This window comes from Paenibacillus solani (genome assembly GCF_050475945.1).
GTDB classification, from domain to species: domain Bacteria; phylum Bacillota; class Bacilli; order Paenibacillales; family Paenibacillaceae; genus Paenibacillus_AQ; species Paenibacillus_AQ solani_A.
Map to the genome: position 1 here is coordinate 52,996 of NZ_JBCMXJ010000017.1, position 14,011 is coordinate 67,006.

At 43.9% G+C, this 14,011-nt stretch carries 13 protein-coding genes; 3 read left to right on the plus strand and 10 right to left on the minus strand.

All coding sequences use genetic code 11. The features are described from left to right. From ABEQ74_RS22140 to ABEQ74_RS22175, 8 genes are all read right to left on the minus strand, one after another. Window positions 1-270, minus strand: a complete 270-nt coding sequence (locus tag ABEQ74_RS22140; RefSeq protein WP_430124313.1) for a hypothetical protein — start codon at window positions 268-270, stop codon at window positions 1-3. Window positions 271-293: 23 nt separating this feature from the next. Then, window positions 294-1,631: a glycosyltransferase family 2 protein gene (locus ABEQ74_RS22145; protein WP_430124314.1), complete on the minus strand. Its 1,338-nt coding sequence runs from the start codon at window positions 1,629-1,631 to the stop codon at window positions 294-296. Beyond that, window positions 1,628-2,551 carry a GT-D fold domain-containing glycosyltransferase gene (locus tag ABEQ74_RS22150; RefSeq protein WP_430124315.1) on the minus strand — a complete coding sequence of 308 codons (924 nt, stop codon included), beginning with the start codon at window positions 2,549-2,551 and terminating at the stop codon, window positions 1,628-1,630. The genes ABEQ74_RS22145 and ABEQ74_RS22150 overlap by 4 nt, the downstream gene beginning before the upstream one ends. A 190-nt stretch (window positions 2,552-2,741) precedes the next feature. After that, complete coding sequence (locus ABEQ74_RS22155) at window positions 2,742-3,869, minus strand: glycosyltransferase family protein (protein WP_430124316.1); 1,128 nt, start codon at window positions 3,867-3,869, stop codon at window positions 2,742-2,744. Between the two features lie 28 nt (window positions 3,870-3,897). Then, window positions 3,898-4,617 (minus strand): sugar phosphate nucleotidyltransferase, encoded by a 720-nt coding sequence (locus ABEQ74_RS22160; RefSeq protein ID WP_430124317.1) that lies wholly within the window; start codon window positions 4,615-4,617, stop codon window positions 3,898-3,900. A 29-nt stretch (window positions 4,618-4,646) separates the two neighbouring features. Beyond that, window positions 4,647-5,375 carry a glycosyltransferase family 2 protein gene (locus ABEQ74_RS22165; RefSeq protein WP_430124318.1) on the minus strand — a complete coding sequence of 243 codons (729 nt, stop codon included), beginning with the start codon at window positions 5,373-5,375 and terminating at the stop codon, window positions 4,647-4,649. 12 nt (window positions 5,376-5,387) lie between these two features. Further along, window positions 5,388-6,491 (minus strand): glycosyltransferase family 2 protein, encoded by a 1,104-nt coding sequence (locus ABEQ74_RS22170; protein WP_430124319.1) that lies wholly within the window; start codon window positions 6,489-6,491, stop codon window positions 5,388-5,390. Between the two features lie 31 nt (window positions 6,492-6,522). After that, entirely contained in the window at window positions 6,523-7,329 is an 807-nt protein-coding gene (locus tag ABEQ74_RS22175; protein ID WP_430124320.1) for a glycosyltransferase family 2 protein, read from the minus strand. Between the two features lie 540 nt (window positions 7,330-7,869). Between ABEQ74_RS22175 and ABEQ74_RS22180 the strand changes: the two genes are divergently transcribed. The 3 genes from ABEQ74_RS22180 to ABEQ74_RS22190 all read left to right on the plus strand — a co-directional run bounded on the left by ABEQ74_RS22180 (window position 7,870) and on the right by ABEQ74_RS22190 (window position 10,923). Then, window positions 7,870-8,784 carry a right-handed parallel beta-helix repeat-containing protein gene (locus ABEQ74_RS22180; RefSeq protein WP_430124321.1) on the plus strand — a complete coding sequence of 305 codons (915 nt, stop codon included), beginning with the start codon at window positions 7,870-7,872 and terminating at the stop codon, window positions 8,782-8,784. 116 nt (window positions 8,785-8,900) lie between these two features. Then, on the plus strand, window positions 8,901-9,917 hold the full coding sequence (locus tag ABEQ74_RS22185; RefSeq protein ID WP_430124322.1) for a hypothetical protein: 1,017 nt from the start codon (window positions 8,901-8,903) through the stop codon (window positions 9,915-9,917). Between the two features lie 58 nt (window positions 9,918-9,975). Beyond that, the gene (locus tag ABEQ74_RS22190) at window positions 9,976-10,923 is read left to right on the plus strand and encodes a phosphotransferase (protein WP_430124323.1); all 948 of its coding nucleotides are present in this window, start codon (window positions 9,976-9,978) and stop codon (window positions 10,921-10,923) included. 89 nt (window positions 10,924-11,012) lie between these two features. Here the strand turns inward: ABEQ74_RS22190 and ABEQ74_RS22195 are convergent, their stop codons facing one another. Next, complete coding sequence (locus ABEQ74_RS22195; protein WP_430124324.1) at window positions 11,013-12,533, minus strand: glycosyltransferase; 1,521 nt, start codon at window positions 12,531-12,533, stop codon at window positions 11,013-11,015. Then, complete coding sequence (locus ABEQ74_RS22200; RefSeq protein ID WP_430124325.1) at window positions 12,526-13,902, minus strand: nucleotide sugar dehydrogenase; 1,377 nt, start codon at window positions 13,900-13,902, stop codon at window positions 12,526-12,528. Before ABEQ74_RS22200 ends, ABEQ74_RS22195 begins: the two co-directional genes overlap by 8 nt. Window positions 13,903-14,011 lie beyond the last annotated feature (109 nt).

A 14,011-nucleotide genomic window follows, 5' to 3' on the forward strand; every position in this document is an offset into this window, starting at 1 on the left:
TTATCCTTCTCCTTTATAAGCTTCTTGATGACCGGCCTCCATACCCTCCGCATAACCAACGTTAAATCCTTCATTATACGCTTGATCAAACCCCGCATCATAGGATTTATTGTATTCAGCAGCCGTTTGGCTAGGAGCTACTCTTCCCGTTCCCCTCCTTCTCTTTCCACCGAAGGCTCTATTTGTTCCCTTACCTCGTAAACCTCTTCTACGGATACCGTTTCTTTTCAACCTCAAGGCTGCACGACCAGTTTTTCTTCGCGCTTTCATCCGTATCCCCCTCTGTTCTTTAATTAAATGTTGTCTGCCCTAATAACGGGAGGAGAAATAATCGGAGCTCCCTCCTCGTATTTCTGAACCTCATGCTCTTTCACTAACAATGGCTCGTAAGAATCAAGGTGCCACGATGCTACAGTCAGTTGATTCATAAATCGCTGCAGTTTCTTCCCCTTGTACTGATAAACACTGCCATTCTCAAGCTTGATCAGTCTGCCTTCTTGCTCCCATGAACCGGTAGATGAAACATAATATACTGTCTTCATACGCCCAATGGCGTCCTCCGTAGAAATACCATCTCCAAGCGGCCAGCAACGCAGATCAACCTGTGAAACTCGAATTGCCTGAATGCCGATGGCACCATGGATCAGATGTCTGACCCCATTCTCTATCCAATACGTTTCCGAACGGACTCCTCTCACGAAAACACATGTTGGATACATATCAATGGTTCGAAGCTTCATACTGCTGTTCATGTTCTGAAGCCACTTCAGGGACAACATATCATGAGGATCTCCCCATTTACTGGAATAGAATGTAAGATTATGTGCATACACTTGTTCGAATCTGGAATTTAACATCTTCATGCTAACACTGCCGTAATGATGAATGAACGTATCCTTTGCTATTACCAGCTGCATGCCAAGAAGCCGTGCACGCAGTCCATAGTCGTCATCTTCACAGTTGCCAATCTCAAAACCTTCGTCAAAAAAACCTAACCGGTTAAAATCCTCTCGCCGCATCAACATGCAAAAACCTGTCATTCGTTCAGTCACTGTCCAGCTGTCCGCATTGGACTGATTGTACGATTTGGCGAATTGCTGCATCTCCACCGTATCTTGATAGCTGACATGGATCAGTTGATCTCCACTTATATAATTGGTCACCGGTCCGACAATTCCAAACTGTGCGTCACTTTGCAAACAGGCGAGCAGATTCGAAAGCCATTTAGTCGTTACAACAGAGTCATTATTTAAGATCATCAACGTTGTTCCTTTTGCCATCATAAGTCCCTGATTAACAGCACCTGCAAAACCTAAATTATCTTTATTGATTTGAAAACGGAGTCCATGAGAGGATTTAAGGAATTCTGCTGTGCCGTCGTCAGATGCATTGTCAATAATAATGAGTTCATATGGCGCGTCTGTATAGTGAAGGATACTTTCGATGCATTCTTTTAAATAGGGGAGTTGATTATAGGTCGGTATAATGATACTTGTACCTTCAAAGGCATTTGAGAATTGGATTATTCCCTTATTCCGCCCACGCTCGTATCCATCCCTATAACCGGAATGGAGGCCTTTGTTAAATCCATCGTTGTAACCGTTTCTTTGATGAGTACTTTTGTGGTTCATAAGGTTGCTTCTCCTCTCGCCAAGGAATCAGCCAAATGTCCGAAATCAACAGCGACTTTCCCGAGTTCGGAGGCAATACGCTCTGTAATGATCACAGCCGGAATGCCGGCTCCCACAAGTGCAATGTCGAATTGACATTCTCGAATTTTATCCATGGTTCTGGATAAATCCTGCATACCTTCCACAGGAGCAACGGTGCCCGTCACGTTAATTCCGCGATCTGACAGCACCCGTGAAAGACCGGGAGCCGCATTGCCCACAACGAGGACTTGACGTCCTGCAAGGATTCCATCTAATAAACCTTCCAAATGCATAGCATAGTTGACTGTAGATAGAGTTAGCTGTAACTTTCGATAATCAATACCATGAGCTCTAAAAACGGAAAAGCCCAGGGGTTGAAAGTTTGCCATTCTCATTTTGGGAATGCCTATGATATCTGCATTTTTCACGGAAGCTGCCAGCATATCTCTTGCTTTTAGATCAGGTAAACTAACGCCGGCATAGCTTAAAAAATGGCCTTCTTTCTGTACTTCTTCCTCATTCAAAACCATTTCCTGGGCAAGCGTGAGCAATTCTCCATCCCCTAAACGGACAACTGACAGCGGGGAACATGAATCTAGAGCTTCTTTAAGTTTGCCTGCGACTTCTGCTGCGCTCAAAAGACGGTAATACTGTGAACTCATTTGCATCATACCGGCTTCAATAATCTGCTGAACCGAAATTTCAGGAAGAATCTCCAGCTCTGGGAGAATCGAGTCCACAATCCGTTCTCCTCCATCATATAAGCCCTTCATATACTCCTCTGCAGCGCCTGGGTTAATCTTCGCCGTTTCGGGTACCGATTGCTGCGACCTCATCATGGCCTGGTCGTAACCGGCATCAAAGCCTTCGTTGAACGAGGCTGCAGCTTGCGCAAGCAATTTCTGGTCCCACTCGCTTTGTGCATTAACTTTTGTTCTGCGAAGATTAAACTTTCGCCTATTACGCCTCTTTACAAGTCGTTTTCTTTTTTGTTCTGAGAACTGCCGTATGATGATCACCCCGTCTTACGCACAATATATTCTTTGGATTTCATTAGGATACGGGTATAACAATCCATTTTGACCTAACTCATGGGAAGATTGTACGAAGCATCAAACTCAATCGTTTATGGTAGGTATGATCCTTTCTTGTTCTTATCAAGCCGTTTAATGCAATTCGCTGTCTCTCTTCCTCATGACGCAAGTAATAGTCGATTTTATCCATCAATTCAGCATGGGAAGCATAGGTTTCGATTTCCGCTCCAAGGGAATATAACTGATCCATATCATGTCGGGTATCCGATAACTGAAGCGTGCTGCAGCCAGATATTTCAAACGTGCGAGGATTGACAGAAAGTGCCTTTAATTTCCTGCTGTTGGCGTTGATTGTATCGTCATCAGATGAACGGTGGTGGTTGATCACGATCTTGGCTCCATTGTAGTAAGTTGCCGTGTCCTCCGGTGACATCCAATCACCGAGCTTGATCTTGTCAGACAGCTGAGTGTAATTCTGCATCCGGTCCCACCACCATCCGGAGATAACGACTCTTTTATTTTTCAGTACAGGTGCTAGTTGATCCATTAATTCCACTCTGTTCCAATAAGCTGTCCCAATAAAACAAATATCAGTCTGATACGAGGTTGGCACATGCTTTGGGTAAAATACGTTAGGATTGACTGCAAAAGGAAGATGATAGACGTGTTGACAACCTAAATCACGATAAAAGGATACGCAGTTTGATTCAAGCGTAAAAATATAATCGTAACGGGGAGCGATCGAAACCGTCCAGTCCGTATAATACGGGTCGTCAGTAAACCATATTGCCGTTTTAAATCCACGGTCCCGAAGCACTTTGAGCGTTTCGGCTTCCAGTACAACTCCATTTAAAGCAAGTACTAGATCCGGCTGAAATTCCTTAGCCAACCGCACGATATCTTCTGAAGGGTTTGCAACCGCAAGACTTCGAACCAGCCCCTTTAAAGCGTCAGTCACCGCCTGGTCTAATGCAGGATATGGAACACCAATGCCTGTAGTGACATAGAGAACTCGTAGATCCCGGACCGTCTCCTCTTCCTTGCGTAAGGATCTTATAACCGCATCGGAAAAACCAATTCGGTACCCCTCTTTCCGCCCTTCTATAAAACCGTTTCTGTATCCTTCCTCGTGGGCAGACTGTTCTTCTCCCTGAAGTAGCAAATGTTCATTCATGAATCTCATGCAGTCAGGCCTCCGCATTTATTAATTCCTAACATTGGATTCCACTCGATAGCCCGCTGGCTTGGTACAAGGACTGGAACGTCCCTGCATCCGTCCACCATCCGTCTAATATGTCGTAATTAAGCTGCCCCTTTGATGCATACACATTGTTAACGTCGGTTATTTCCAATTCGCCTCGTGCCGATGGTTTGATCGTTCGGATTGTTTCAAACACAGTCGAATCATACATATAAATACCGGTTACACAATATTCGGATTTGGGCTCCTCCGGCTTTTCTTCGATCATGACGATACTGTCTTTCTCCAAGACGGGAACCCCATATCTCTTCGGATCATGAACTTTCTTCAATAGTACCCGTGCTCCAGCGGCCTGTTGCTCAAAAGATTGCACAAATGTCGTTAGATGATCCTCAAACAGATTATCGCCAAGAAGCACAATGAACTTCTCGCTTGGTGTTATGAACGGCTCCGCAAGGTATAATGCTTGGGCAATTCCCCCGGCCTCTTCCTGGATTTTAAATGTAACGCTTACGCCCCATTCTTTCCCGCTGCCAAGCAAGTCGATATACAAACCTGCCGATTGCTTGCCGATCACAATAAGAATTTCTTCAATACCCGCTTGTTTGAATTTTTCGATGCCATGGCATATCATCGGAACTTTCCCGACAGGCAGTAGATGTTTATTTATGACTTTTGTCAGCGGATAAAGACGGGTGCCCGTACCTCCTGCCAGAATGACGCCTTTCATACAAACCCTTCCTTTCGCGAAATAGATAATTATACATAAATCGTCGGATCTACACCCCATTTATCCATGAATTTTTGTCTATTTCGATCTATAAGAAGCTTCACCTTACCCATATCCTGTTTGGCAAAGCTGGCGCTCCCATGATGAAAAATAAAAACATCCCCTGCTATCTTGCACGTATATCCCGCATTCCTGGCCCGGTAACAATAATCATCGTCTTCAAAATGCCCTGGAGAATAACGTTCGTCCAGAAGTCCAATGCGGTCCATTAATTCCCGTTTAAACAGGAAGCACAGGCCAACGATTCGCTCCACCTGAAGCCATTTTTTTGCATTCGGCTCATTCAACTGGAGCGACATCTCTTCCAAAGTGGTATAAGGCATCTCGATCTGTTGTTTGCCGCTTGCATAGTTGGTAAGGGGTCCGACAATTCCGATAGCGGGTTCGCTGTTCAAACAATTCAACATATTCTGCAGCCAATTGCGGGTAACGATGACATCATTATTTAACAAAAGCATCGTATCACCCGTAGCTATTTTTAATCCCTTGTTGCATGCTGCAGGAAAACCAACGTTACTTGCCAATGAAACGAAGGTAATCCCCTCCTGACGGCAAATATCAACGGTACCGTCGGAGGAACCATTATCAACAACGATAATCTCATAGGGCTCTTTCGTATGATGTTTAATGGAATAAATACAATCTTTCAGCAGATCTTTCCCATTGTAAGTCGGAATAATGATGCTTGTTTTTTTCATACCGTCCACCTTCTACATCTTGGTTAGCTGCCTTTGTCTAATCTGATCCGTAAAAGATAGTCGTGATCCTTTCAATTCAAATGCCGTTTTTAGAGCTTCGATATGGTCTCCGATGATCAAATCGGAAACCGCATTTCGTAGTCCGACATTTCGAGCCCGGAGTCGATTTTTTGTAATAACGTCTACACTGGCCGGTGCATTTATTTTTAAACCCTTTTCAAGGGCGATGACTTGCGCTTTCGGTGGGACGGATAAATTGGCGTACCCAATGATCTGCGCTGCTTCTTTCTTGATCGCGTGAGGCACCGCCGTAAGCGAATTCGCTCCGAGGTCCGCCCTGCCCATGGATCGGTTAATAAACTCCTTAACTATGGTTACGTAGTCTCTTTTGGAAAACATCCCGATCAATGGAGAAATATCATTTAAGGCAATATCACTACCCTGTTTAATGGCATCGATGAAAGGTACAAGCTGCTCGGCTAATATCGGAAGGTCTCCATCAAGGAACAACAGAATTTCAGAATCGGCTAGCTTTGCTCCGACTGCTCTGCCAACATCGTGGCCTAAAGCATGTTTGGAGTGCACAATGATGGCTTTCGACTGATTTCGGATGATCTCGAAGCTTTCATCGGTTGATCCGTTCACCACAAATATGATCTCATGAAGCGGCAGCCGATGGAGCTGTTCAAGCAGTTTTAAAATCGTATCTTTCTCGTTCATCACCAAGACAATCGCCGCAACCGTTTTTTCCGTTGGCAGAAGTACGGCATTCCCTAGGTATATTCCTGAATGCTTACTGTATCCTTCCACAAATTTAGTCGCTGCAGCATGGTAAACCGTCCATGGCAGTGGTTCGACTGAATGATACCAGCGGTTCCAACTCTCATTTACTCTGATATGGGGGGCAATTTCTGTTGTTTTGGAAACTTCCTGGGCTGCCTGTTGAAAACCAGCAGCATATGCGGTCTCCTTCCAATAATCGATAACTCCGTTTGAAATCGGGCGATTCTTGAAAATTCGAGCCTCTATTTTATAGCGGCTGCGTTTTGTTTCAGTTCTTGTTCTTTTACTTACTCGCTTCTTTGCTCTTCTAGAAGAATATGGGGCAGGTATCATTACTCGTCTCCGCTTTCTTCGCACCATCCCATCACCACACGCTTTCTCTATTTCGTGTGAGATCTGATCGATTTCCCCGGATATTGGATTTGGAGATCAACCAATCTACCGCCTCCAGATGATCCCCAACGATGAGGGCTTCAAGGGGATCATTCCCTTTGGTTCTTCCCCTTCTGGGGTTTCTTCTTCCTACATCCACATAGTGGACCCCATGTACCTTCAAGCCGTTATAAATAGCCATGGCTTGAGCTTTCGGGGGGACAGCCAAATGGTCGAAACCGATCAAATTTATTGCTTTTCGGCTCATTGCATGTGGAATTGTGGTTAGAGAAGCTCCTTTCAATTCGGGACTAGAAACGAAAATGTTTAATGCGTGCTTGGCGAGGATAACGCTGTGAACGTGATGCTTGTCGGTCGGACCCAAATACTTGTTCAAGGCCACGTCTACACCGTCTTCCACAGCTTTCGCGAAAGGAATCAAATCACTTGCTTTAATGACAATGTCTGCATCGGTAAACAGTAAAATGTCTCCTCTAGCCTCTGCAGCGCCGATACTTCGTCCCACATCATGACCGAGCGGGAAAGGTAGATGAATCACTCTCGCTCCCATGGTTTTAGCAATCTCTGCCGTACCGTCCGTCGATCCATTGGCAACAACGATTACCTCGCTTTCGGAATGTACTTGATCGGCTTGCCGAATGACAGCCGCAATGGTCTTCGCTTCGTTCATAGCTGGAATGATGACGGATACCTTCGGAAGCTCCGCATTGTGGATGGGAGAAAGGGATGTTCTCCTCTTTTTTTTGTTAACGGCACTCGCAGGAATTCGTTTCGACATGTTTCTCACCTGCCAAGTTTAAATTAAGAAGACTTCCTCCTCATCTTATGTATAGGTTTTTTTACTGTAACGGCATTCGTACCTGATAACGAAATAAAAGGGGGCGAATCTATGGACCAATAAACATACCAACTCTATCTACATTGAATTAACTAGAGCATTAAAAAGAAAGAAGAAGATCTATCAGATCATTCCAGCCTTATTATTAACGAAGAAACGAGGTTCGCTTGTTTATCCGATCCAAAATCCGAATGGGGAAATTCGCGGCATCAAAAGAATAACAACCTTGATTTTTTAGCCTAAAGTAGAGCGCCATTGGTTCCCCATAATAATTCGCATGGATATCAGAATTCGTTCGAGAACGATCCACGTCTTAGCAGTAGGAACGTAGGCTTTAACCTATCTGTTCTTTCAACCTCTCAAAAATGTGCATTTTATCTCGTTCATCTGCCTTAACATATCTTTCTTACATTGCATTAACTGTTGCTAGATTAAGAATACAAAATCTTAATCAATTCTATATATAAGGAGGTAGAAGTGATGGCCATTATTTCAGTCTTCCCTTCACCTACAGGGACGCCAATTGCAACTGCGGTGGCTTCAGCTGTCGCTGGTGACGTCGTATTGGTTAATGATGGAACGTATCCGGAGCCGGCGGTGACTGTAGCGACTTCCAACGTAAAAGTTATAGCTAAAAATGAAGGTGCGGCGATACGCCAAGGACTTAACGCTGCGGCAAGTGCGTTCATTGTCACGGCAGCTACGGGGGTTGAAATTAACGGATTTAAGATTCAAAACTACACGGCCGATGCGATTGATGTTACCGCTGGTACCAATCACCGCATTATTGGCAATACCATTAACAACACGCTTGGTATTGGCATTGATTTAGCTGCCGGTACCGGACATGTAGCGTGGAGAAACAGTGTTCAAGACGCAGGCGGCGTTGCAGGAATCAACGTAGTAAGCACCGACAGCTGGATCGTACAGAATGTATCCTTCAGCAATACAATTGTGGGTATTTTGTTGGCCGGCGCCAATAATGCGGCTATCGGTAATACTGTCTCTCAAAACGGCACAATCGGCATCTCGAGCACCGCAGCAAACAATCTGTTATTCGGCAACACGGTCTCGCAAAACGGAATAAGCGGAATCACCATTGCAGCGGCAAACAACGTACTGATACGCAACAACGTGGAAAATAATACAGGGATCGGCGTTTCGATCACAACCGGGGATAACGGATATCTTGGAGCCAACAATTCCGATGGTAACACTCAAACCGGTATCGCAATTGCCACGGATTTTAACAGTGTGGAATTCAACGAGATGAAGCTCAATAAGAATTTTGGACTCCTCATTTCTGGCGATGAAAACACCGCATTCGGAAATCGGTTCACCGGTAACACGCCAACTCAAATCTCCATTACAGGTACAGATAATAACTTGTTCTAAATTCCTTGTTTCACGTATGGCTTTTACGCTTGCTCTCCTCGTGAGGGCAAGCACTATTTTTCAACTGAGTTACCCGCAAGGGCATCCAGTAATCATTGTTGATTGGGGGTCACTAAATGAGAAGAATTCTTGTGGTCGGCTCAGAGGGAACCGCATCGTACCAAATCATTCTTCTCCCACCTCTCCGTTATCTGGAAGGACAAGGATATTGCAGTTTTAAGATCCTTCCCCATAAACAGGTAACCCGATCTATCATTTCTTCATACGATATTATTATGTTTCTAAGAAGCATTGAGCCAGCAGCGCTCCAATGTTTAGAATGGGCACACCGTGAGGGAAAGAAGACCGTATACGTCATTGACGACCATTTTCTCGCGATCCCTCAAACCACTCGTCTTGGCCAGATATACGCAAAACCCGCTTATAAAAAAACCTATACTTACTTTCTAAGAAATGTACACATGGTCAAAGTAGAATCACCCGTCTTTCGCGAAGTGATTAAGAAGCAATTCACTCCTAAAGTGATCTATTTTCCAGGGAGTATCGATCTTTCATTTACAAAATTGTCCAGAGGTCCGAAAAAGGAAGATCGACTCGTGATCGGATACGAAGGTGCAAAAAAAGAGAGTTCTTTCCGACCCGTTATTCCCGCATTGAAGCGTATACTTAAGGAATACGGAGATTTTGTCAGACTGGAGTTCTATGGGTACTGTCCTGAAGAATTGAAGGGGCATCCTAATGTCTCGCATTGTAAACATAATGAAAATTACAGCCAGTTCATGCAGCGGCTGTATCGGGCCAATTGGGATATCGGTCTTGCACCCATGGATGATGATCTGTTCTACCACTGCAAAAGTAATGTAAAGTTCCGCGACTACGCATCCTGCCGCATTCCCGGCATTTATTCATTATCCCCCATATACCGTGATTGGGTATTCCACAAAAAAACGGGTTATTTTGTTCCTCAAACAGAGCAAGGTTGGTACACCGGGATTAAAGAAATGATCGAAAATCCCCAACTTCGGAAAATAATTTCACAAAAGGCCGCGAAGGCCGTGAAGAAGAATTTCAAGGTCAAACAGTGTGCGGAAAATTGGAGGTCTCTTTTTCAAGGCCTGATCGACGTACCATAAGATCTGTAATAGATTAGATGATGATCTTGTCCTATGATCTCGATGGAGAGGTGATGGCATGCCTACAATTCAAGATGCAATGTTGGTTCTTAACCAGTATTATGATATCAAAAAACCGAAAATCGAATGGATTCAGAACGAGCCGGATAAAGCGGTGTGGAAGGTAATCAATAACAACGAAACCTATATCCTTAAATCGGACTATAGATCAAGTAAAACGTTCACCCCTTCAATCACTCTACAATACGCGCTATCCCAACAGGGGTTAAAGGTTCCTGAGGTAATCGCCACGAATCAACGGAAACTATGTACGAAACAAGGTGAGCATCGTTATTATTTGTCTAGATATATCTCCGGCGGTCCTGTATCGATAATTGACCGCGTAAGGGTAATCGGAGATTTTCATCAACACGCCAGGTGTCCAAGTTCACTCACACCCAAACAAAATCCGGACGACTTGAAGGTCGGAATTAACAGGTGGATATCTGAATATCAACTAAAATTAAAAGAATTAATGAAATGGAAAGACCAGTACTCCTTGAAGCATATTCAACCATGTATACAATTAGCTGAGAAATGTATAAGAGTTTCTTCCCGGAGAGCGCCCCTCCTCGCTGACCATCTCAAAGCCGTGAGCAAAAGAAGATGGGTCGTACATGGGGATCTAACCCATTTAAACGCAATAAAAACAACATCAGGAGATATATGGATTATTGACCTGGAGCATTCAAGAATTGACTCTCCCATCAAGGATATCCGTTATTTATTACCGAGGATTGTGTTGTCTTCATATAATAAAGAGTATTTTGCGAGATTTCCTGAAGGGAAGTCCTTTGAAGAACTCTACTATATAGACGCGATTTTTCCTTACAGCCTCTACTACTACCTCGGCGGATCGATCAGGCAAATGAAACTCCCCCTGAAGAGTTCCCGGGTACAGGAGATTGTATTAGACGAACTGAAGAAGGATGATATCGTAAGCAGGCATTTGGGTGGCGTTAAATAAAACATTTTTCCTTCCACCACACTAACCACCGCCATTTTAAAAGACATGACGAAGGGGCCGTTGTACGATAACAGCCCCTAAGATACATATTAGCGTTTCAATCTTTTCATAACCGGCTTATTGTGATGCTTGCTCCAATTAAAAAATTCATTATTACGGATATTGCCATTGATCGCGGTAAATGGAACATTATGCTTCCAGGCAACGTAATTAAAACTGATTTGATCTCTTTTACTGTAACTCATAATTTGTCTCCACCATGTTGTCATCGTGCCGGTAACGATTGGATCATTATGGCGTCTTAAGATCACACCGGATTCAATCAGTCCGTTGTCTCTCGGATATCCCGCATTCTTATACAAGGCTACTTGTTTTAATATGACTTCTTTGTTATCCTTCCCCAAGGCAATACAAGCTTCAGCTTCTTTATAAATACAATTCCGATGTGAATGTTTGTAGAACACGAGCGGTGAGGCGCTATATTTTTCAATAAACCGATCGATATCTCCGACAATTCGGATATTCCCGTCAACCCAAACACTGTGTTTGTAGGTCGGGAATAATAAATGTGGCATAACTTTTACCCATCTAGCTTGACGCGCCGTATCAGGGAATATTTTATCTAACTTAATCATTTTCCAGGTTCCGGACTTTAATTTCGGATTATCCGTGAAACAATAGTAATCACAATGCTTGCTCATTTGTAAAGGATCCTGCAGCTTATCGTAATTACCGGTTATCGCTGTGTATATTACGTTTTTTCGTTGATTACTTGTGATGATTTGTCGTCTGCAAGCTAATAGCCATTTTAATTTTGCCCTTGTTTCTTTGAGCAATCGATGATCGACCATTTTTTGTATCGATTGCTTAATCCTTTCCACGCCGTGTTTGCGAATGAGGGCAGCTTTCCCATTCTGTGCTAATCGCTTCCTTCTATCCTTTCCAAAGCTTGCCGACTTTTGATGATAAATATAACAATGCGTGGCAATCTTTAATTTAAAGTTGGCAGCGCGGGCACGAAGACAATAATCATCTTCTTCCCCGTAACCTATCGGAAAGTTCTTTTCATCGAAATACCCGATTTTGTCTATGACTTCCTTCTTGATCATTAAACAGAAGCCGTTCAAAAACATGACTCTCGGAAAATTCTTATCGGAGGATTGATAGACAAGCTCGGCCATCTGTTCGATCGTTAAGTTAGGCTCCAATCCATTCCGGCTCCTATCCAGATGGGGAATGGATTGCCAGCTGGCTGCATTAGACAGCGGACCGACGATACCGATCCTGCGATCGGATTCCATGGTTTCCGTCAGCCTTTCCAACCACTGACCGGTTACGATCGTATCGCTGTTGAGGAGGACGCAGTATCGCGATGTTGACTGTTTTAATCCTTGATTCGCAGAAGCCGTATAGCCTTGCGGTTTATCGTGTCGAATTAATGTATAGTGAAATTGTCGTGTGTACTGTTCCAGATATCGCTTTGTGGTTTGATCGCTTCCATCATCTATGATAATTACATTAATTTTTTGTGTCGTATTATTTTGAATGGAGTTCAAACATTGTTTTACTGCGTCCAAACCGTTATGCACACAAATGACAACATCAATCAATCCCTTCCCTCCCTTCCCCGTTATCTTGGATCGGCACATCCTGAGATAAACTTTTCTCCAATCGCTTATGTCCGCCGAGCAATACGATGTTTCCTTTAATCGACCGAGTCACATTTTTCGTGTCATACAGCAAAGCGGCATGCTCAGCAATAAACTGGTAATCGATCGTACTATGATCGGTAGTAATAACGACCAGGTCGGCGGAGGCAATCAGATCCGGCAAAAGTTCTATGGAGGATATCCTGTGGCCATTGTCTATAAACCATGGAATGAGCGGGTCATAATAGGTTACAGCAGCCCCCTTCTGCTGTAGAAGCCTGAACACTTCGAGTGCAGGCGATTCCCGCATATCGTTGACATCCTTTTTATAAGCCATTCCAATGCATATAATATTTGAGTTTTTTAGCGGCTTTTCATTGTCATTGAGTATGTCGGTAATCTGCGATATGACATATCGGGGCATATTGCTGTTGATATCGCTGGTCAATTCAATAAATTTGTTATAGAAGCCGAACTTTTTAGCTCTCCATGACAGATAGGTCGGATCGATCGGGATGCAGTGGCCGCCGATCCCCGGCCCTGGGAAAAAGGGGATGTAACCAAATGGCTTGGTCGAAGCAGCGTCGATCACTTCCCAGATGTTAATCCCCATTCGATCACACATGAGCGTCAGCTCGTTCACAAGCGCAATGTTAACACTTCGAAACGTGTTCTCGAGCAACTTAACCATTTCGGCCGCGGCCGTTGAGCTTACTGGTATCACGTTATCCAAAAAAGAACGGTAAAATTGAAGGCCGAGATGGGTACATTCCTCCGTGATTCCACCTAAGATTTTAGGTGTGTTTTTTACATTGAATTTACGGTTTCCAGGGTCCACTCTTTCCGGAGAATAACATACAAAAACATCCTTACCCGCTTCCCATTGCGTATTGGCTTCAATCACATTCTTAATTAATTCTTCGGTCGTTCCAGGATAGGTGGTGCTTTCCAAAATAATGAGCGTATCTCTCGAAGCATACCGGATGATGGAATCAACCGCTGACCGAATCATGGAAACGTCAGGATCTCTGTTGATGTTAAGCGGAGTGGGCAAGCAAATAACGATGATATCTGCTTCAGCCAGCACTGAAAACTCATGAACGGCATACAGGCGCTGATGGATCAAAGAATCGATATCTTCATCCTTTATATCCGTAACATACGATTTTCCGCGTTGTAACTGTTCCGTTTTATTCTTATCAATGTCAATTCCGTACACCCTGTAATTGGCTCTTGCCGCCTCCACTGCTACAGATAGTCCGACGTAACCAAGACCGATCACGGCCACCGTTGCCGTCTTGGTTTTTATTTTTTGCAAGATTTCGCTCATCCTGGTTGTCCATCCTTTCTTGAAGAGTAAGTCATTGTTCAAAAAACACCCATGATGAAATTACCGGGCCATCATAAATTTCCTTCTCCTGATAAAATATGAAATACGC

Coding starts and splice junctions, on each gene's coding strand:
- ABEQ74_RS22140 (WP_430124313.1), bottom strand. CDS start 270: ATGAAAGCGCGAAGAAAAACTGGTCGTGCAGCCTTGAGGTTGAAAAGA.
- ABEQ74_RS22145 (WP_430124314.1), bottom strand. CDS start 1,631: ATGAACCACAAAAGTACTCATCAAAGAAACGGTTACAACGATGGATTT.
- ABEQ74_RS22155 (WP_430124316.1), bottom strand. CDS start 3,869: ATGAGATTCATGAATGAACATTTGCTACTTCAGGGAGAAGAACAGTCT.
- ABEQ74_RS22160 (WP_430124317.1), bottom strand. CDS start 4,617: ATGAAAGGCGTCATTCTGGCAGGAGGTACGGGCACCCGTCTTTATCCG.
- ABEQ74_RS22165 (WP_430124318.1), bottom strand. CDS start 5,375: ATGAAAAAAACAAGCATCATTATTCCGACTTACAATGGGAAAGATCTG.
- ABEQ74_RS22170 (WP_430124319.1), bottom strand. CDS start 6,491: ATGATACCTGCCCCATATTCTTCTAGAAGAGCAAAGAAGCGAGTAAGT.
- ABEQ74_RS22175 (WP_430124320.1), bottom strand. CDS start 7,329: ATGTCGAAACGAATTCCTGCGAGTGCCGTTAACAAAAAAAAGAGGAGA.
- ABEQ74_RS22180 (WP_430124321.1), top strand. CDS start 7,870: ATGGCCATTATTTCAGTCTTCCCTTCACCTACAGGGACGCCAATTGCA.
- ABEQ74_RS22185 (WP_430124322.1), top strand. CDS start 8,901: ATGAGAAGAATTCTTGTGGTCGGCTCAGAGGGAACCGCATCGTACCAA.
- ABEQ74_RS22190 (WP_430124323.1), top strand. CDS start 9,976: ATGCCTACAATTCAAGATGCAATGTTGGTTCTTAACCAGTATTATGAT.
- ABEQ74_RS22200 (WP_430124325.1), bottom strand. CDS start 13,902: ATGAGCGAAATCTTGCAAAAAATAAAAACCAAGACGGCAACGGTGGCC.